At 73.2% G+C, this 17,727-nt stretch carries 14 protein-coding genes and 1 pseudogene; 7 read left to right on the top strand and 8 right to left on the bottom strand.

Features of this window, described 5'->3' with window-relative positions; translation table 11 throughout:
* Positions 1-88 precede the first annotated feature (88 nt).
* Both AB8735_RS31030 and AB8735_RS31025 read left to right on the top strand, forming a co-directional pair.
* Positions 89-1,804 (top strand): ABC transporter ATP-binding protein, encoded by a 1,716-nt coding sequence (locus AB8735_RS31030; protein WP_372410880.1) that lies wholly within the window; start codon positions 89-91, stop codon positions 1,802-1,804.
* Positions 1,752-3,227, top strand: a pseudogene (locus AB8735_RS31025) (ATP-binding cassette domain-containing protein); the annotation flags it as partial. The gene AB8735_RS31030 and the pseudogene AB8735_RS31025, both read left to right, overlap by 53 nt.
* A 294-nt stretch (positions 3,228-3,521) precedes the next feature.
* Here AB8735_RS31025 and AB8735_RS31020 read toward each other — a convergent pair.
* From AB8735_RS31020 to AB8735_RS31010, 3 genes are all read right to left on the bottom strand, one after another.
* Positions 3,522-4,133, bottom strand: a complete 612-nt coding sequence (locus AB8735_RS31020) for a LuxR C-terminal-related transcriptional regulator (protein WP_372410879.1) — start codon at positions 4,131-4,133, stop codon at positions 3,522-3,524.
* 424 nt (positions 4,134-4,557) lie between these two features.
* Positions 4,558-5,337 (bottom strand): hypothetical protein, encoded by a 780-nt coding sequence (locus AB8735_RS31015; protein ID WP_372410878.1) that lies wholly within the window; start codon positions 5,335-5,337, stop codon positions 4,558-4,560.
* A gap of 156 nt (positions 5,338-5,493) precedes the next feature.
* Positions 5,494-6,498: a winged helix-turn-helix domain-containing protein gene (locus AB8735_RS31010; RefSeq protein WP_344022011.1), complete on the bottom strand. Its 1,005-nt coding sequence runs from the start codon at positions 6,496-6,498 to the stop codon at positions 5,494-5,496.
* Between the two features lie 209 nt (positions 6,499-6,707).
* Between AB8735_RS31010 and AB8735_RS31005 the strand changes: the two genes are divergently transcribed.
* The 3 genes from AB8735_RS31005 (at position 6,708) to AB8735_RS30995 (ending at position 11,361) form a co-directional block, all read left to right on the top strand.
* Positions 6,708-8,498: an FAD-dependent oxidoreductase gene (locus AB8735_RS31005; RefSeq protein ID WP_344022008.1), complete on the top strand. Its 1,791-nt coding sequence runs from the start codon at positions 6,708-6,710 to the stop codon at positions 8,496-8,498.
* 219 nt (positions 8,499-8,717) lie between these two features.
* Positions 8,718-9,704: a serine protease gene (locus AB8735_RS31000; RefSeq protein WP_372410877.1), complete on the top strand. Its 987-nt coding sequence runs from the start codon at positions 8,718-8,720 to the stop codon at positions 9,702-9,704.
* Between the two features lie 175 nt (positions 9,705-9,879).
* Complete coding sequence (locus tag AB8735_RS30995) at positions 9,880-11,361, top strand: M28 family metallopeptidase (protein WP_372410876.1); 1,482 nt, start codon at positions 9,880-9,882, stop codon at positions 11,359-11,361.
* 50 nt (positions 11,362-11,411) lie between these two features.
* On the opposite strand, the gene AB8735_RS30990 is transcribed toward AB8735_RS30995, so the two are convergent.
* A complete protein-coding gene (locus AB8735_RS30990; protein ID WP_372410875.1) occupies positions 11,412-11,840 on the bottom strand; it encodes a hypothetical protein in 429 nt (142 codons plus the stop codon).
* Positions 11,841-11,933: 93 nt separating this feature from the next.
* Positions 11,934-12,950 carry a hypothetical protein gene (locus AB8735_RS30985; RefSeq protein WP_372410874.1) on the bottom strand — a complete coding sequence of 339 codons (1,017 nt, stop codon included), beginning with the start codon at positions 12,948-12,950 and terminating at the stop codon, positions 11,934-11,936.
* Positions 12,951-13,231: 281 nt separating this feature from the next.
* On the opposite strand from AB8735_RS30985, the gene AB8735_RS30980 reads away from it, so the two are divergent.
* Positions 13,232-14,206 carry a helix-turn-helix domain-containing protein gene (locus tag AB8735_RS30980; RefSeq protein ID WP_372410872.1) on the top strand — a complete coding sequence of 325 codons (975 nt, stop codon included), beginning with the start codon at positions 13,232-13,234 and terminating at the stop codon, positions 14,204-14,206.
* On the opposite strand, the gene AB8735_RS30975 is transcribed toward AB8735_RS30980, so the two are convergent.
* Positions 14,137-15,054 carry an SMP-30/gluconolactonase/LRE family protein gene (locus tag AB8735_RS30975; RefSeq protein WP_372410871.1) on the bottom strand — a complete coding sequence of 306 codons (918 nt, stop codon included), beginning with the start codon at positions 15,052-15,054 and terminating at the stop codon, positions 14,137-14,139. The two genes, AB8735_RS30980 and AB8735_RS30975, sit on opposite strands and share 70 nt — an antisense overlap.
* A gap of 87 nt (positions 15,055-15,141) precedes the next feature.
* Here AB8735_RS30975 and AB8735_RS30970 point away from each other — a divergent pair, with 87 nt between their 5' ends.
* On the top strand, positions 15,142-16,365 hold the full coding sequence (locus AB8735_RS30970; RefSeq protein WP_372410870.1) for an MFS transporter: 1,224 nt from the start codon (positions 15,142-15,144) through the stop codon (positions 16,363-16,365).
* Here AB8735_RS30970 and AB8735_RS30965 read toward each other — a convergent pair.
* Positions 16,308-17,039, bottom strand: coding sequence for a polysaccharide deacetylase family protein (locus tag AB8735_RS30965; protein ID WP_344021994.1), 732 nt, complete (start codon positions 17,037-17,039; stop codon positions 16,308-16,310). The two genes, AB8735_RS30970 and AB8735_RS30965, sit on opposite strands and share 58 nt — an antisense overlap.
* Before the next feature lie 78 nt (positions 17,040-17,117).
* Positions 17,118-17,582 carry a MarR family transcriptional regulator gene (locus AB8735_RS30960; protein ID WP_344021992.1) on the bottom strand — a complete coding sequence of 155 codons (465 nt, stop codon included), beginning with the start codon at positions 17,580-17,582 and terminating at the stop codon, positions 17,118-17,120.
* Positions 17,583-17,727: the final 145 nt, after the last annotated feature.

The raw sequence follows: 17,727 nt of genomic DNA, 5'->3' as shown, positions 1-17,727 counted from the left end.
GACGGCCCGTCAGGTTTGACCGGCCCCGGCCGGCCTCCTCCCCAAGGCGGCCGGCCGGGGCACGCCCGCATCGACGCGAAGGCCGGCCATGCCCCGAAGAGGCACCGCTCCCGCCCACGCCGTCCCCGACGGCGACCGCGTGCTGCTCGGCGCGGTCCGGCAGGCCGCCGTGCCCGCCGCCGTCCTCGGCCTGGCCGGTCTGCTGTCCACCGGCGCCGGGCTCCTGCTGCCCGCGGCCCTCGGCCGCGCCCTCGACCTGCTGCTCGCCCACGACGCCGGGGCCGGGCGCCAGGTCGCCCTGTGCGCCGCGCTGGTCTGCGGGCCCGCCGCCCTGGACGCCCTCGCCGACCTCCTCTCCGGCACCACCGCCGCCCGCTCCACCGCCTGGCTGCGCCACCGGCTCCTCGGCCATGTCCTCGCGGCCGGGCCGCGCGTCACCGCCCGCACCCCGCCCGGGGACCTCGTGACCCGTCTCGTCGGCAACACCGCCGACGCCGCGACCGCCCCCGCCACCGCGGCCGCCACCGCGGCCACCGTCGTCGGCCCGCTGGGCGCGATCGTCGCCCTCGGCCTGATCAGCCCCTGGCTCGCCGCCGCGTTCCTCGCGGGCGCGCCCCTGCTCTTCCTGCTGCTGCGCTCCTTCGCCCGCGCCTCCACCGACTGCGCCGTGCGGTACCAGCGGATCCAGGGGGACATCGCCGGCCGCCTCGCCGAGGCCGTCACGGGCGCCCGCACCATCGCGGCCGCCGGTACCGCCGACCGCGAACGCGCCCGTGTGCTCGCACCGTTGGGCGGGCTCTCCCGGCAGGGGCACCGCATGTGGCGGGTCCAGGGCCGGGCGGGCGCCCGGGCCGTCACCCTCGTGCCGCTGCTCCAGATCACCGTCCTCGCCGTCGCCGGAGTGCTGCTCTCCCGCGGGCGGATCAGCGTGGGCGACCTGCTGGCCGCCTCCCGCTACGCCGTCCTCGCCACCGGCGTCGGCATGCTCACCGGGCGGATCGGCGCCCTGGTGCGCGCCCGGGCGGCCAGCCGGCGGATCGCCGAGGTCCTCACCGTCCCTGCCGTGCACCACGGCACGCTCCAACTGCCGCCCGGCCCCGGCACCCTGGAGCTGCGCGGCGTCGGCGCCGTGCGCGGCGGCCGGCCGGTCCTGGAGGACGTGGACCTCGTCGTGCCCGGCGGCACCTCGCTGGCCGTCGTCGGCCGCTCCGGCAGCGGCAAGTCGGTGCTCGCGGCCCTCGCCGGGCGGCTCTCCGACCCCGACTCCGGGAGCGTCGCCCTCGACGGCGTCCCGCTCCCGGACCTCTCCCACGACGCACTGCGCCGCGCCGTCGGCCACGCCTTCGAGCGGCCCGCACTGCTGGGCGCCACGGTCGGCGACGCCCTCGCCTTCGGCGTCCTCGACCCCGGCCGGGAGGCGGTGACGGCCGCCGCCCGCGCCGCATGCGCGGACGGCTTCGTCCGGCGGCTGCCCGAGGGGTACGAGACGCCGCGCACGGCCGCGCCGCTGTCCGGCGGCGAGGCCCAACGCCTGGGCCTGGCCCGGGCGTTCGCCCACGCGGAACGCGTCCTGGTCCTCGACGACGCCACATCCGGCCTGGACTCCCCCACCGAGCGGGAGGTCGGCCGGGCCCTGGCCCACGACACCGCCGCCCGCACCCGGGTGATCGTCGCCCGCCGCGCCTCCACCGCCGCCCGCGCCGACCGGGTCGCCTGGCTCGACGACGGCCGGCTGCGCGCCACGGGCACCCATGCCGAGCTGTGGCGGCTGCCGGAGTACCGGGCGGTGTTCGGTGCTTCCTGAACTCCCTTCCGCAGGGCTCCGGTTCCTGGCCGCCCGGCGCGGCGCGCTCGCCCGGCTGGCCGGCTGGTCCGCCCTGGAGGCGGGTCATACCTTCGCCCTGGGCTACGCCCTGGCACACGCCCTCGACGGGGGGTTCCTCGCCGGCCGGACCGGCACCGGACTGGGCTGGCTGGCCGCCGCCGCGCTCGCGGTCCTGGCCGGGGCGTACGGCACCGGGCGGACGTATCCGGCGCTGGCCGCCGTCGTCGAGCCGCTGCGCGACGCGCTCGTCCGACGGGTGGTGGCCCGTGCCCTGGCCGACGGGGACGGCGCGGCGGTCTCCCGCCTCACCCACCAGGTGGAGATCGCGCGCGACGCGTTCGCCGGGCTGCTGATGGTCACCCGGTCGTTCGTGTTCACCGCGGCGGGCGCGCTGACGGGGCTGTTCCTGCTGGCGCCGGAGCTGCTGCCGGTGGTGGCGGGGCCGCTGGTGCTGGGGCTGGCGCTCTTCGTGGCGACGCTGCGGGTCCTGGCCCGGCGCCAGGAGGCGTTCCTCGTCGCGGACGAGGAGATCGCCCGGGCGCTGGGCGAGGTCTGCCAGGGGCTGCGGGACGTCGCGGCGGGCGGGGCGGGCTCGCGGGTGCGGTCGGAGGTGGGGGCGCTCGTCGACACGCAGCGGGCCGTGGCGGGTTCGCTCGCGCGGTGGTCGGTGGCGCGGATCGCGGCGCTGACGGTGGCGGGGCGGCTGCCGGTGGTGCTGCTGCTGGTGTCGGCGCCGTGGTTGCTGGGGCGTGGGGTGACGCCGGGGGCGCTGGTCGGGGCGTTGGCGTATCTGACGCAGTCGTTGCTGCCGGCGTTGCAGGATCTGGTGCATGGGGTGGGGACGAGTGGGGCGCGACTGGCGGTGGTTCTGCGGCGGTTGACGCCCCCCGCCCCCGCCCTTCCGGAAGTGGGGGCACCCCCTCCGGAGGAGGTGAAAGGGCGGGGCGGGGGCGGACACCCCCAGGGGTCCGCCCCCGCCCTCTCCTTCCACCGCCTCACCTTCGCCTACGGCCCCCACGCCGCCCCCGTCGTCCACGACCTGACCCTCACCGTCCCCCCGGGCGGCCACCTCGCCGTCGTCGGCCCCAGCGGCGTCGGCAAGTCGACCCTCGCCGGGCTCGCGGCCGGCCTGCTCGCCCCGGGCGCCGGGAGCGTGTCCCTCGGCGGGGCGCCCGCGCACAGCGAGGCCGCGCGGGCGCTGCGGCTGCTGATCCCGCAGGAGGCCTATGTCTTCTCGGGGACGCTCGCCGAGAATCTCGCCTACCTGCGGCATGTTCCGCCCGGTGAGGACGAGTTGGCGGATGCCGCCCGGGCCGTCGGCATGGAGCGGATCGTCGGGCGCCTCGGCGGCTTCGCCGCGCCGGTCGCCCCGGCGGAGCTGTCCGCCGGCGAACGCCAGCAGATCGCGCTGGCGCGCGCCTACCTCTCCCCCGCCCCGATCGCCCTCCTCGACGAGGCGACGTGTCATCTCGACCCGGCCGCCGAGGCACGTGCCGAGCACGCCCTCACCCGGCGGCCGGCCGTCGCCGGGGGCGGTCGCGGCACGCTGGTCGTCATCGCGCACCGCGCCGCCTCCGCGCTGCGCGCGGACCGGATCCTGGTCATGGACGGGCCGCACACGGTGTGCGGGGAGCACGCCGAACTGCTGCGCGTCTCCCCGCTGTACCGCGATCTGGTCGGCGGCGACGCCGGCCCGTCAGACCCAGCCCGCGACGCGCGAGATCCTTATCGCGTCGACGCGGTTGCGCGCCCCCGTCTTGCGGGTGATCGCGGACATGTAGTTGCGCACGGTTCCGTTCGAGAGGTGCAGGCTGCGGGCGATCTCGCCGACGGAGGCGCCCTCGGCCGCGAGTGACAGGACGCTCAACTCCCGTCTGGTGAGCGGGATCTCCGAGGCTTCGAGGAAGCCGTAGCCGAGCGACTCGTCGATGTAGCGCTCGCCCTGGGCGACATGCCGTATCCCCTCCGCCAACCGGTCAGGTGAAGCGTTTTTGCTCAAGTACCCCAAGGCTCGCTCCTCGTACGCCCGGCGCAGCGGCCCCGGGCGTTCCGCGCTCGCCAGGGCCAGCAGGGCAGGCATCGCGCCCCCCGCGTCCCGTCCGGCGGACAACTCCCGCAGACCACCGGGGCCTCCCGCGTCGGGGCTGTCCATGTCCACCACGCACACCCGCGGACGGACGGTCCGCACGGCGGCCGGCGCCCGGCGCCAGGGCGCGGAGTAGACCTCCAGATCCGGCTCTCTTCCGATCAGTTCCGCGAGCGCGGTGCGCAGCAACGAGGTGTCGTGCACCAGTAGAACTCGGATCACGGATTCCGTCCCACCCTTCCCATCTCCCCCCAATGCCGGTCTTGCTCGGGGCACGTCAACAATTCATACCGGCGGCGGCCCCGGCCATGGGTGGAGATCACCGAGCCGTGGGGGGCGTAAGGGCGCACAGTGCTATCATCGCGCGCCCCAACTTCACTCGAATGCGCCTCCCGAAGCCCTTGCCAACTGACTCTGGAGTCAGTTGAGAAGAGCGGTCGTCACCGGCGGGTTCCGTCAACTCCCGTGACGGGCTGCCGAAGAAGGCGAAGAGGCCGAAGAACAGAAGAAGCGGAAGAAGCAGAGGAAGCGGAAGAAGCCGGGAAAGCAGGGGAACCCGGGAAAAGGTACCGCGCTCCGCGCACACCCCGCACGAACGCATGCAACTCAGGCAAGCGGGAAGCACGTCGGCGAATCCGACGGAGCGTCACATCGCTCCCGCGCCCGGCACCCTCAACGACCGTACGATCTCCGTGACCCGGGCGCACCCCGCCGCATACGCCGTGCCGGGCGGGTGCAGGGTGAGGACGGCCACCACCGCGCGGTCGCCCGCGCCCACCGTGCCGGTGGTGTGCAGGGCCGGCCGGTCCAGGTCCACTCCGCCCCTGCCCGCGCCCTTCGGGCGGGCGGGCGCCGGGAATCCCGACCAGCCCTGCTTCACCGCCCACGGCCGCGCGAAGGCCGACGGGATCCCGAAGGACTGGTCGAAGCCGTCGGTGCCGTACCGGGTGGCCCGCCGCAGCGGGTCCAGTACGGCGTCGCGCAGCGCCGCGGGCGCCTCGTCCAGCAGGTAGCGCCAGACGCGGACCGCGTCCGCCGCCGTGATGGCCGAAAACCCCCAGTATCCGGGGAAGTCCGGCGGCGGCCCCGAGGTTCCCGTGAGCCCGAGACGGGAGACCATGCGCGTGATCACGCCGGTCCCCCCGTTCCGCTCCCAGAAGTGGCCGGCCGCGTCGTCGTCGCTGCTCGCGAGCATCGCGGCCAGCCGGGTGCGGTCGTCCGGCGGCAGGACGTCCACCGCTTCGCGGTCCCACAGAAGGTCGAGCGCGATCAGCAGTTTCACCACTGACGCCGACCGGAACCGCGCGTCCGGTGCGAGCCGTTCGGTGAAGGTGCCGGAGTCACGGTCGTACACGGCGACGCCCGCGCTCACCCCCGTCGGCACCCTCGGTCCCGCGGGCGGCGCGTTCATGGTGCGTATCGCCATGACGCGTACCGCCCGGGCCCTCCCGGCCCGTGTCCTCGCACGTCGATCCCCCGTCTCTTCCCCGCATCCCCCGGGAGACCAGGGTCCGCCCCGCCGGGCGGGGCGGCCACGGCATTCGACGGGCGTCTAATCCGGCAGGTCGGCGGCGCCTCACTATCACGCCACCCGGCGGCCGTTGAGCAGCTGGACGCCCAGCGGCGTGAGGGTGTGGTGGGCGGCCCCGCCCACCCGCCGGGTCACCAGCAGCCCGGCCTCGCGCAGGACGGAGACGTGATGACTGGCCGTCGCGGCGGCGATGTCGGCGGTGCGCGCCAGCTCCGTGGTGGTGCCGCCCTCGGCGACGGCCTCCAGCAGCACCGCCCGCGTCCGTCCCAGCAGCGCCTCCAGCCCCTGCCCGCGCCCTTCGGGCGGCCGCTTGGGGGCCAGCGGGACGGGGCTGTGCTCGATGGGGTAGACCACGACGGGCGGCAGGTCGTGGCTGCGCAGCATCGTGGGCATCCGCCAGCAGAAGAACGAGGGCAGCAGCAGGATCCCCCGGCCGTCCAGGTACAGGTCCCCGTCCACGTGCGGCCCGTGCATGATGAGCACCGGCCGCTGCCACTCCAGGCCGTGGTGCAGGCTGCGCAGCAGGTGGTCGAAGGTGCCCGCGGGCAGGCCGGCCGTCGGCACCGCCCGGCCGCGGGCGGCCAGGTCGGCGCCCACCTCGGTGCGCACCCGCGACCAGTGCGGCGCGAGGGCCAGGCGGTAGTACGACCGGATCGCCTCGCCCAGGCCCGTCAGCGCCTCCACGTCGCCGTCGGCGATGCCGCGCATCCAGGGCGCCACCCGCCCCTTGGACAGGGCGAGTTCGGTGAGGTCGCCGCGCAGCCGGGCGCGCGGGGTGGACAGCAGCGCGCTGATGCCCAGGTCGATGCCGCCCGTACCGGCCGCCGGGGTGAGAAAGTCCGGGGAGTAGCCGAGCGGCGGGGCCAGCGCGAGCAGGCGCCGCGCGCCGGGGTCCAGCCTGCCCCGCACCGAGCGGCGCCACCGGTCGAACACCAGCGGGCCGTCATTGGTCTGGAGCATGTGCAGGCTCAGCAGCACCTCCCACATCGGGTCGGGCGACTGCGCGAGCCTGGTCCGCGCGAAGTCGTCGGCACCGAAATGGATACGCAGTCCCACAGACGTTCGCCTCCCGCCCGGCCACGGGCGCCGTGTAAGCCCGTTCGCCGGTACGGGTCCATGGTCGCGGCGGCCGGAGCCCCCTTTCAATCACACGGTCGCGTGCTTCCGGCCATCCTGCTTCCATGCGTGACGTCTGCTGTCCGTGGGACGGGTGCGCCCCTATGCTCCTCCGCCAACACGCCAGTTACCCAATGGTAGGAGCTGTGGTGACAGTCGAGCGTACGGGCAGCAGCACACGCAGGGGATTCATCGGCGGGGCCGCGGCGGTGGCGGCCACGGCGGCCCTCACGGGGGCGGCCACGGGGACGGCCGGCGCCGCGTCCGGCCGCCGGAGCGCCGGCGCGCGGAGGGTCGCGGTCCTCGGCGGCGGGGTCGCGGGCCTGACCGCCGCGCACGAACTCGCCGAACGCGGCTTCGAGGTGACCGTGTACGAGCGCAAGGGCGCCCTCGGCGGCAAGGCGCGCAGCATGGACGTACCGGACAGCGCGCGGGGCGGCCGCAGACCCCTGCCGGGCGAGCACGGCTTCCGCTTCATCCCCGGCATCTACCACAATCTCCCCGACACCCTCCGCCGCATCCCCGTCCCCGGCAACACCCATGGGGTGCACGACAATCTGGTCGCACCGGGCGAGGCGCTCTTCGCCCGCACCGGGCGCGAGGACCTCCGCTTCCCGTTCGCCGGCTGGAGCACCCGGCCGTCCCCGCTCACGCCCGACGAGATCCGACGGGCCCTCGTCGCCTTCCTGGAGACCTTCGCCCGGCTGCCCGCGCACGAGGTCCTCTACTTCGCCGACCGCCTCCTGGTCTGGTTCACCAGCTGCGACCGGCGCCGCCTCGACGACTGGGAGCGGACGCCCTGGTGGGAGTTCACCCGGGCCGCCCGCATGTCCCCCGACTACCAGCGGCTGCTGTGCATAGGCATCACCCGCAACATCGTGGCGACCAAGTCCGAGGTCGCGAGCACCCGGACCGTGGCGACGATGCTGGAGGCGTTCCTCTTCAACGCCCTGCACCTGGGCGCGGACGGCCCGCTGGACCGGCTGCTCAACGCCCCCACCAACGAGGCGTGGATCGACCCGTGGGTCACCCATCTGCGCTCCCTGGGCGTGGAGTTCCGCACCGGGTGGGCGGCGCGCGACCTGCGGCTGGAGGGCGGGCGGATCACCGGGGCGGTCCTGGAGGGCCCGGGCGGCGAGCGGCGGACGGCCGAGGCCGACCACTTCGTCTCCGCCATGCCCGTCGAACACGCCCGTACGACCTGGAACGCGGCGGTACGGGCCGCAGATCCGCAACTGGCCCGCTGCGACCGGCTGCAGACGGACTGGATGACCGGCATCCAGTTCTACCTCACCGAGCCGACCCCGATCGTCCACGGCCACATCAACCACCTCGACTCGCCCTGGGCGATCACCTCCATCTCCCAGGCCCAGTTCTGGCGGGGACACGACTTCCGCCGGGACTTCGGGGACGGGACGGTGGCCGACTGCCTGTCCTGCGACATCTCCGACTGGAACAGTCCCGGCCTCCTCTACGGGAAAACGGCCAAGCAGTGCACGCGCGAGGAGGTCGCACGGGAGGTCTGGGCCCAGCTCAAGGCGAGCCTCAACGACACGGGCCGCACCGTCCTCAAGGACTCCGCGCTGCACTCCTGGTTCCTTGACCCGGCCGTCGAACTCGGCGGCTCCCGCGCCACCAACGACGAACAGCTCCTCATCCACCCCGTGGGCACCTGGGCCAACCGCCCGACCGCGCGCACCGCCATCCCGAACCTGTTCCTGTCCGGGGACTACGTCGTCACGGACATCGACCTGGCGACGATGGAGGGCGCCAACGCGTCGGCGCGGGCCGCGGTCAACGCCCTGCTGGACGAGGCGGGTTCGGGTGCGGAGCGGTGCACGGTCACCCCGCTGTACCGGGCACCGGAGCTGGAGGCGTTCAAGCGCCGGGACGAGCTGCGGTGGCGGCTGGGGCTGCGGAACGCGTACGACGTGGGGTGACCCGGTTTCCCCCGGGCGGCCCAGCCGATCCTGCGGGCCGCACCGGGCTCCCGGGGCCGGGCCGTCCGAACCGGACCGTCCGGCCCCGGGGTTGACTCCCGTGCAACTTGACGGAGTACCGTCAAGGCGCGCACCCTTCCCCTCGCACCGTCGAAACCGCACCACTCGTCTGCCCGGTCCGCGCCCCGCGCCGGCCGGCCCCCCGCAGAAGGAGTACGCGTGAGACGCCACCCCCGTACGACCGCCGCCGCGGCCGCCGTGCTGCTGGCCGCCTGCTCGCTCGCCGTTCCCGGCCTGACGGCCGGCGCCTCGGCCCTTCCGGCGACCGAGCACGCGGCGGCACCGACCGCCGCCGCACAGCAGCGGGTCGCGGAATTCTGGACGCCGGAGCGCATGCGTTCGGCCACCCCGCTCGACGTGACGGCCGACCGTCCCGCCGACGCCCCGCGGAGCACCGGCCGGCACACCACCGTCGCCCCGACCCCCGCTCCCGCCCCCACCCCCGCCCACCCGTCCGTACGCTCCTTCCCGCAGGCCGGCGGCCCGTGGACCGGCGGCGGCGCGGTCCTCAAGACCTCCGGCCGGGTGTTCTTCACCTTCCAGGGCCGCACCGCCTCCTGCTCCGGCGACGCGGTCACCAGCGGGAACCACAGCACCGTCATCACGGCCGGGCACTGTGTGAAGTACCAGGGCAGCTGGCACACCAACTGGACGTTCGCGCCCGGCTATCACGACGGCCAAGCCCCGTACGGCACCTGGACCGCGACCAAGACGCTGTCCACCCCGCAGTGGACGGCGAGCGAGGACATGAACAACGACATCGGCGCCGCCGTCGTCGCCCCGCTCGACGGGAAGCAGCTCACCGACGTGGTCGGCGGCCAGGGCCTGGACTTCAACGGCGCCTACGGCCGGGCCATGTACTCCTTCGGCTTCCCCGCCGCCTCCCCCTACGACGGGACCAAGCTCATCCACTGCAGCGGCACCGCCACGAAGGACTTCCTGCTCACCAAGGACCACGGCCTGAGCTGCAACATGACCGGCGGCTCCAGCGGCGGTCCCTGGTTCACCTCCTTCGACGAGTCGACGGGCACCGGCCTCCAGGCGTCGGTGAACAGCTTCGGCTACACCTTCCTGCCCAACACGATGTTCGGCCCGTACTTCGGCGACGAGGCGAAGGCCCTCTACGACACGGCGCAGAACACCTGACGCACGGAACGCGTGGTGGGGCGTCGTCATCCGTCCCACCACGCGTCGTCTGTCGGGCATGTGGCGGTCTTGTGTCAGCTACCGGCCAGGGGGTCCCGTCGGAGGCCCCCGCTCCGTAAGGTCCGTTCCAGTCGCGGGCCTTGACGAAAGGGGCCCGCCTGTCGAAGGGACCCCCGTGCGCCTTCTCCACCGGAACCGCGGCCGCAGGGCGCTGACCGCCCTCGTCGCCACCGCCGTCGCCGCACCCGTCCTGATCGCCGCCACTCCGGCGGACGCCCACGGCGGGAACGACCGGCAGCACCGCAAGGCCGAGCGGCTCGCGAGACAGCTGGAGCGGGAGTCGTCGGCGAAGGGCGCCTACCGGCACCTCAAGGCGTTCCAGGGGATCGCCGACGCCAACGGCGGCAACCGGGCGGCGGGGACGCCGGGCCACAAGGCGTCCTCCGCCTATGTGTACAAGCTGCTCAAGCAGGCCGGTTACCGCGTCTCCTACCAGGACTTCACCATCTGGGACGCGAAGACCACGACGGAGAAGCTGTCCGTCCTCTCCCCCGACCCGCGCGAACTGAAGGTGACGGCGGGCAGGTTGTCGCCGTCCACCCCCGCCGCCGGGATCCAGGCGCAGATCGCCGTCGCCAAGGTGAGCGACAAGCCGGGCTGCACCCCGGACGACTACGCCTCGGACACCTTCACGGGCAAGATAGCCCTGATCAAGCGAGGGGTCTGCTCCTACGCCGAGAAGCAGGCGGCCGCCGCCAAGGCGGGCGCGATCGGCGCGATCATCTACAACCACAGCGGAACGGCCCCGGCGCGGCCGCGCTTCGACAAGCCCGCCGACGGGAAGATCCCCACCGCGGGCATCTCCCTGGCCGACGGCGAGGCGCTCACCACTGCCGCCAAGAAGGGCCCGGTCAAGCTCTCCCTCACCATCCAGCAGCAGCACATCCCCAAGACCACGCGCAATGTGATCGCCGAGACCCGCGGCGGCGACGCGAACCATGTGGTCTCCCTCGGCAGCCACCTCGACTCCGTCCCCGAGGGCCCGGGCATCAACGACAACGGCTCCGGCTCCGCCGGTCTGCTGGAGGTCGCCCTCAAGCTCGCCCGGCACACCCAGCACCCCACCAACAAGGTGCGCTTCGCCTGGTGGTCCGGCGAGGAACTGGGCCTGCTCGGCTCCGACTTCTACGTCAAGCAGCTCACCCCCGAGCAGCGCAAGAAGATCGCGCTCTACCTCAACTTCGACATGATCGCCTCCCCCAACGCGGCCGAACTCGTCTACGACGGCGACGACTCCGACCACACGGGCTCCGGCCCCGGCCCCAAGGGCTCCGCCGAGATCGAGAAGCTGATCACCGACTACCTCGACCGCAAGCACAAGCCCCACGAGGGCACCGACTTCGACGGCCGCTCCGACTACGGCCCGTTCATCGAGGCCGGCATCCCCGCGGGCGGCACCTTCACCGGCGCCGAGGGCATCAAGACCGCGGTCCAGGCCGAGAAGTTCGGCGGCAAGGCGGGCGTCGCGTACGACCCCAACTACCACGCCAAGGGCGACAACCTGAAGAACATCGACCTGAAGTACTTCGACACCAACATCGATGTCATCGCGCATGCGGTGGGCATCTACGCGCATGACCTGAGCTCGCTGGGCTGATCTGCGGGTACGGTGCGGGGCCCCGAGGACGGAGCCCCGCATCATGTGCATCAGTGGACGACCAGGGTCGCCGCCCACGTTCCACCGGACCCCCTGCGGCTCGCCAAGTGGACGTCGCCGACGGCGGTCGTGGTGAACAGGGCGGCGGTGACGCCGATCGGCAGGGTCATCGCGCCGTTGCTCCCGCGCCGGACGGCCGACGACGGCTGCGCCGTGATCGGCTCCCAGAAGGTGCGGGCATCCGTGCTGCGGGCGTTGAGGAACACGGCGATCGTCCGCCCTTCGGCCAGGCAGACGCGTGCTCCGTTGTCGTCCTCGGTGAGGGTCCCGTCGGTATGCGGCAGAATCGCCGCCCCGGGGGCGCGGCACGCGGGTTCGGACGAGGGTGGGGCCGTGGTCCCGCTGCTGTCGGCGCAGCCGGTGAGAACGAGCAGTGTCAGAGCGGTACGGGCGAGGGGTGCAAGGAAACGGTGGCTCATGCTGCGGGGCCGTTTCTGCATGTCTGCGGGACCGTGGAAGCGGGACCATGGAAGGGGTGGGCGGAACACGCGGCTCCGCCCACCCGGGCCGGATCAGCCCTGGCTGGCAGCCGAGTTGTAGTACTTGACGCATGCTCCCGAGCCGCCGCCGGCGTTGTTGCTCCACAGCGGCTGGACGGCGTAGTGGTTGCTGTTCAGCGTGACGATGCCCATATTGGTCCACGCACACTTGTCGGCGGTCTCGGTGTCGAGGGTGCCGTTGGTCCAGCCCGAACCGACCCCGGGGTCCGTGAGGGTCTCGCCGTACTCGTGGCCGCCGACGATGGTCACGCCCTCGTTGTCCGCATTGACGCCGGTACTTCCGACGGGCACGGAATTGGCACCGCACGTGGCTCCGGCGTCCGGGATGTAGGGGAAGTTGGTGTACGTGATCTGGCCGCCGCCCGGCAGATCGGCCACGGAGTGCCAGGCGCAGTACTGGGTCTTGAAGCCACTGGGGACGACCCCGGGCGGCGTGTCGATGATGATCTGGGTGTTGGTGCCGCTCGCGCCGAAGTACTGAGCGGCCTTGACGGCCTCGTTGTTGATGTCGGTCTGCGTGGGGTTCTGCGGCGCGGCCGCGCTCTCGTCGTCCCACTGGCCGACACGCGGACTGGAGTTGGGGTGCCCGACGAAGGTGGCGGCATGGGAGCAGTCCTTCGTTCCCGTCGCGATGCCGGAGCAGTACTGCGTGGCCGAGGTGCTCCAGTTGTCACCGGCGCCGTAAAGACTGTCCAGGAAATAGGCCTGGAGGAACAGCTCCTTCTTGGGATCGTTGTTCCCACTGGACCACTGGTTTCCCCACCACACGACGTACACCTGGGGTGCGTCCTGGACCGGACCGCCGTGGTAGGTCACGGGATCGGTGTTCGCGGGTGCGCCGGTCGAAGTCCTCTTCCCCGGCACGGGCTTGGCGATGGCAGGTGTACGGACCGACGGCGAGGGCTTCGGCTCTGTTGCGAACCCACGCTGCGGAACGGCGAGGAGGAAGCCGACGACGAGCGCAAAGGCACTCAGAACGATGAGTCCCGTGCGGCGGGTGGGTGAGGTAGGTGAATGCGCGGAGGACATGCTTGCCTCATTTCCTCAACGGCATTGCCCGGGTCGACATTGCCCGGGCCGGGGCAACACCAGCAGCACATCGCGGCCCGTCAACCTCGAACAGAGATAGCGCGGGCAATTCACCCCTACGGGTGCATAGCGGGTGTATAACGCTCATAATGTGACCGTAAGCGGCCTGGCGGGCGGACAAGACTGCCTAAAGCGGGGAGCCGCAGCACCGGACCCGGAGGAATGCGGGGAGTAGGGTTCGGCGTTCAGGATCCTGCGTTCTGTGCTTCCAAGGGAGCCAAGTGGACAACCAGGCATCTGTGAGCCCCGTCCGGACGGCCGGTCCGGCCGAACTCGTCTTCCGCACACCACATCCCCGTCTCGCCGGCCTCGTGCTCGCATACACGGGACAGGACTGGACGGTCGCACGGCCGCTGTTGCGGCGGATCACGGCGCTGGCGACCGTGGTCCTCGTCATCGACTTCCAGCCGCCGGTGCGGACACTGGTCACCAACTCCCGGGTACCGGGGCAGGACATGGGCGCCTCGCCCGTGACCGGGATGCGGGACCGGCCGATGACGATCGAGCAGGCCGGGCGGATGCACGGCCTGACGGTGCAGCTGACCGCGCCGGGGGCCCACGCCTTGTTCGGCGTCCCTCTGCGGGAACTCACCGGCTCGTACGCCGGCTTCCACGACCTCCTGGGCACCGGCTCCCGGCACCTGACCGACCGGCTCGCGGAGGCTCCCGACTGGCCCGCACGGTTCCGGTTGCTGGACAGCTATCTGATCGCCCGCATCGATGCCGGACCGGAGCTTCCGGCGCAGGTCCGGCATGCCTGGCAACGGCTCTCGATGCTCTCGGGCGACGTGCGGATCGGCGCGCTGGCGGACGAAGTGGGGTGGTCGCGCCAGCACTTGAACGCCCGGTTCCGCCGGGAGATCGGGCTGTCGCCCAAGTCCGTGGCCCGTATCGCCCGGCTGCAGAGAAGCCTGTCCCTGATGTACGACACCGGACCGCTGTCCTGGGCGGACGCCGCAGCGGCCGCCGGCTACGCCGACCAGCCGCATCTCAACCGCGACTTCCGCATGCTGACCGGCTGCTCCCCGACGGAGTTCCGGACCCTCCTGGCGGACTGGCGCGGGGTGCTGACGGGCAACTACCGCCTGACGCATCGGCCGCGGCAGCGCCCGGCCGGGCCATGGGCTCAGCCGATGCGCACCCGCACGATCCGCCCCGACGCCTCCGTGACGAACAGGTCGTGCCGGGCGTCGTAGCCGCCGAAGCCGTGGGCGGCGCGGACGCTCGTCGGCATGCGGAGGCCGGTGGCGAGGAGGCAGGAGCGGCCGGTGGACGGGGTCACGCGGAGGAGTTCGCCGCGGGCGAAGGAGGCGACCACCACGTCGCCGTCGTCGAGGACGGTGAGGTCGTCGAGGACCTTCGCCTTCAGGGGGTTGGGGCTCAGGCGGGTGACGACAGTGTGGCGGGCGGGGTCGGAGAGGGGGATACGGACCAGTGAGGAGTGCAGGTCGGTGAGGACGCTCGCATAGAGCTGACCGCCGGACACCGCGATGCCGTTGGTACCGAAGACGGCCGCCTTGCGCGTCCACTCCTCGTCGCGCGTGCCGTCGGGGCGGATCTTGAGGATGCCGGTGGCGAGTTCGCGGGTCAGGTAGAAATTGCCGGCATCGTCGATGGCGAGGCCGTTGATGCCACGGGTGCCGGTGACGACCGTCGCGGCGCGGGGGTGCGCGTCCTTCGGGTCGAAGGCGACGATTCCGCCGTCGCGGGCCAGGGGGTTGATGCCGTAGTTGACGTACATCCGGCCGTCGGGGCCGCGGCGTATCCCGCCCGGGCCGCTCACCGGGACGGTGGTGCGCAGCGTGCCGTCGGGCGCGTAGCCCTCGACGCGGTTCCTGGCCAGGTGCGAGACCCAGAGGGTGCCGTGGCCGTCGAACTCCAGGTTCTCCCGCCAGTCCGCCACGGGCAGGCCGCCCGGACGGAAGACGGTCACGGCCGCGCGGTCCGCGCAGTGCGGCGTCTCCGCGGCCGTCGCCGCTCCCTGGGCGCCAACAAGCAGCGTCGTCAGCAGAGTTGTCGTCGTCACCAGCGATCGTAAGCGCATGGGCACCGTTGTATCATGGCGGGTTTCCGGCATGATGTGGCCTTTTATCGGAAGCGCGACAGGCGGCCGTCGCGCCACGATCGACAGGTGTCTTCCCAACGAACCCAACGAAACGCCATACGACTGCTGTCCCTCGGGCACGCCTGCGTGGACGTCTACCAGGGCGCCGTCGCCGCGCTGGTGCCGTTCTTCGTCTCCGAGCGGCACTACACCTACGCCGCCGCCTCCGGGATCGTCCTGGCCGCGTCCCTCCTGTCGTCCGTCGTCCAGCCGCTGTTCGGGGTCCTCACCGACCGGTGGCGCATGCCGTGGCTGCTGCCGGTGAGCACGCTGACGGCGGGCGGCGGGGTCGCGCTGAGCGGGGCGGGCGATTCGTATGCGCTCACCCTCGCCGTGGTGGCCGTGTCGGGGATCGGGGTCGCCGCCTACCATCCCGAGGCGGCGCGGGCGGCCCGTGGCGCGGCCGGGGGCGACCACGCCGCGATGGGGTGGTTCTCGCTCGGCGGCAACATCGGCTTCGCGGCCGCCCCGTTGCTGGTCGCGGCCGTCGTCGCCACCGGCGGTCTGCGGGCCTCGCCGCTGCTGGCCGGGCCGGCGCTGGTGGCGGCCGTGCTGTACGCGGCCGTGCCGAGGACGGATCCGCGGCCCGGGGCGGCCACGGCGGGCCACGCGGACGAACGGGAGGACGACCGGGCGTCGTTCGCCCGCCTGTCGGGGGCGATCATGTGCCGGTCCGTCGTCTTCGTCGGACTGAGCGCGTTCGTCTCGCTGTACGTGCGCGAGCGCGCCGGAGGCGGCGAAGTCGCGGGCACCGCGGCCCTGTTCGTGCTCTACCTGGGCGGGGCGGTGGGCACGGTGGCCGGCGGACGGCTGGCGAACCGGTACAGCCGTGTCACCGTCGTCCGCCGTTCGTACGCGCTGTCCGTCCTCGCCGTCGCCGGCGTCGTCCTCGTCCCCGGCCCGGCGCTCTACGGCTTCGTCGCGCTGACCTCGGCCTGTCTGTACGTGCCGTTCTCGCTGCACGTCACGCTCGGTCAGGACTACCTGCCCCGGCACATGGGCACGGCGAGCGGCGTCACCCTGGGGCTGGCCGTCAGCGTCGGCGGCATCGCCGGCCCCGCCATCGGGGCGCTGGCCGACGCGGCGTCCCTCCAGGCGGCCCTCGCCCCGCTGATCGCGCTGCCCGCCGTCGGCTGGCTGCTGCTGCGCCCGTTGCGCGAACCGGCCGGGACGGGTCGAACGGGTCGAACGGGTCAAGGGGCCGACGGGACAACCGGGTCCAGCAACGTCCGCAGGTCGCTGACCTCGTAACCCCGCGACCGCACCAGCTCGATGATCCGCGGCAGCGCCTCCGCGTCCAGCACCTGCCCCGAGCCGTCCCCGGAGCCGACGTGCAACTGGACGATCGCGCCCGGCGCGAGCACGTCGGCCACGCGCCGCACGGCCTTCTCGACGGTCATGCCGCCGGCGGTCCCGAGATAGCCCTTGGTGTCCGTGGTCCACTCGATGTCCGCGAAACCGAGGGAGTTGACATGGGCGATGCCCTGCGGCGTCGCCTCCCCGTACGGGAAGCGGAAGAACGGCAGCGGCACGGCGCCCGCCGCCCGCAGCGCCCGGTCGGCGGCGGTCACCTCCCGCTCCACCGCGTCCCGGGAGAGCCCGGCGAAGTGCGGGTGGGTGTGGGAGTGGCTCGCGACGCCGCCCCAGCCCGCCATGGCGCGCACGGCCTCCGGATGGCGCTCGGCGAACTGCCCGGTGGGGAAGAAGGTGGCGGGCGCCCCGTACCGGCGCAGGGTGAGCAGCACATCGCCGATCCCGGCGGTGTCCCAGGCGGCGTTGAAGGTGAGCGCGACGCGGCGGGCGGTGGTGGCGAACGTGCGGTTGGCGGAGCCGTAGAGCCGCTCGACGGGAGCGGCACGGGCCGGGCCCGGGGGCGACAGGAAGACGAGCAACAGGGCGGCGGCCAGAACGCGCAGGGGTCTCACAGAGCCGAGCATGGCCGCCCCGCCCGGCGGGGGCACGACGGACGGGGCGGACGGGTGGGTGGGGCACACCCCGGTCCGTCACATCTCGTCGAACATCCCCGCCACCGCGTCGAGGACCCGGACGGCAGCCGCGACGTCCTCGGCGGGTACACCGTCCAGGGCGCCGGTCCAGCGCTCGCGCCACTGTCCGCGGGCGGCCTCGACGACGCCCGCACCCTCTTCGGTGAGGACGACGCGGACGGCACGGCGGTCGGTCGGGCTGGGCTCCCGGGAGATGACGCCCTTCTTCTCCAGCGCGTCGAGCATGCCGGTCATGGTCGCGGGCGTGACGTCGGCGTACCCGGCCAACTGGCGGGCGGTGGCGTGGCCGGTGTCGGCCAGGCCGTCCAGGGCTCGGAGTTGGGCGCCCGTCAGTCCGTCGGGGCGTTGCTGTTCGCGACCGCGCAGCCGCCGGTAGGCGGCGAAGAGGCCGGCCACCGCCTGCTGGGCCTCGTCGACCGGGGACGTGCCGGTGCGCGGGTCCGGGGCGGGGGCGTCGGTCATGGGGTGGGCCTCCTCGGGCGGGCGCGTGGTCTTCGGATCCCCCACAGTAGCTCTCCTTCCGGCCGGGACACCATCCTGTAAGGTTCCATATTGTACGGAGCCTAATTAATTGCTTCGGGCAGGTCCGGCCTGCCCTCGGGAGGTT

Source organism: Streptomyces luteireticuli (genome assembly GCF_041519305.1).
GTDB classification, from domain to species: Bacteria; Actinomycetota; Actinomycetes; order Streptomycetales; family Streptomycetaceae; genus Streptomyces; species Streptomyces luteireticuli.
The sequence above is the reverse complement of the archived record's forward strand: the minus strand, read 5'-3'. Positions and strand labels throughout refer to the sequence as shown.

What these genes read in the sequence shown, in the direction of transcription:
- AB8735_RS30990 (WP_372410875.1), bottom strand. Translation starts at nt 11,840, where the DNA reads ATGAGCCACCGTTTCCTTGCACCCCTCGCCCGTACCGCTCTGACACTG.
- AB8735_RS30975 (WP_372410871.1), bottom strand. Translation starts at nt 15,054, where the DNA reads ATGCGCTTACGATCGCTGGTGACGACGACAACTCTGCTGACGACGCTG.
- AB8735_RS30985 (WP_372410874.1), bottom strand. Translation starts at nt 12,950, where the DNA reads ATGTCCTCCGCGCATTCACCTACCTCACCCACCCGCCGCACGGGACTC.
- AB8735_RS31030 (WP_372410880.1), top strand. Translation starts at nt 89, where the DNA reads ATGCCCCGAAGAGGCACCGCTCCCGCCCACGCCGTCCCCGACGGCGAC.
- AB8735_RS31015 (WP_372410878.1), bottom strand. Translation starts at nt 5,337, where the DNA reads ATGGCGATACGCACCATGAACGCGCCGCCCGCGGGACCGAGGGTGCCG.
- AB8735_RS30960 (WP_344021992.1), bottom strand. Translation starts at nt 17,582, where the DNA reads ATGACCGACGCCCCCGCCCCGGACCCGCGCACCGGCACGTCCCCGGTC.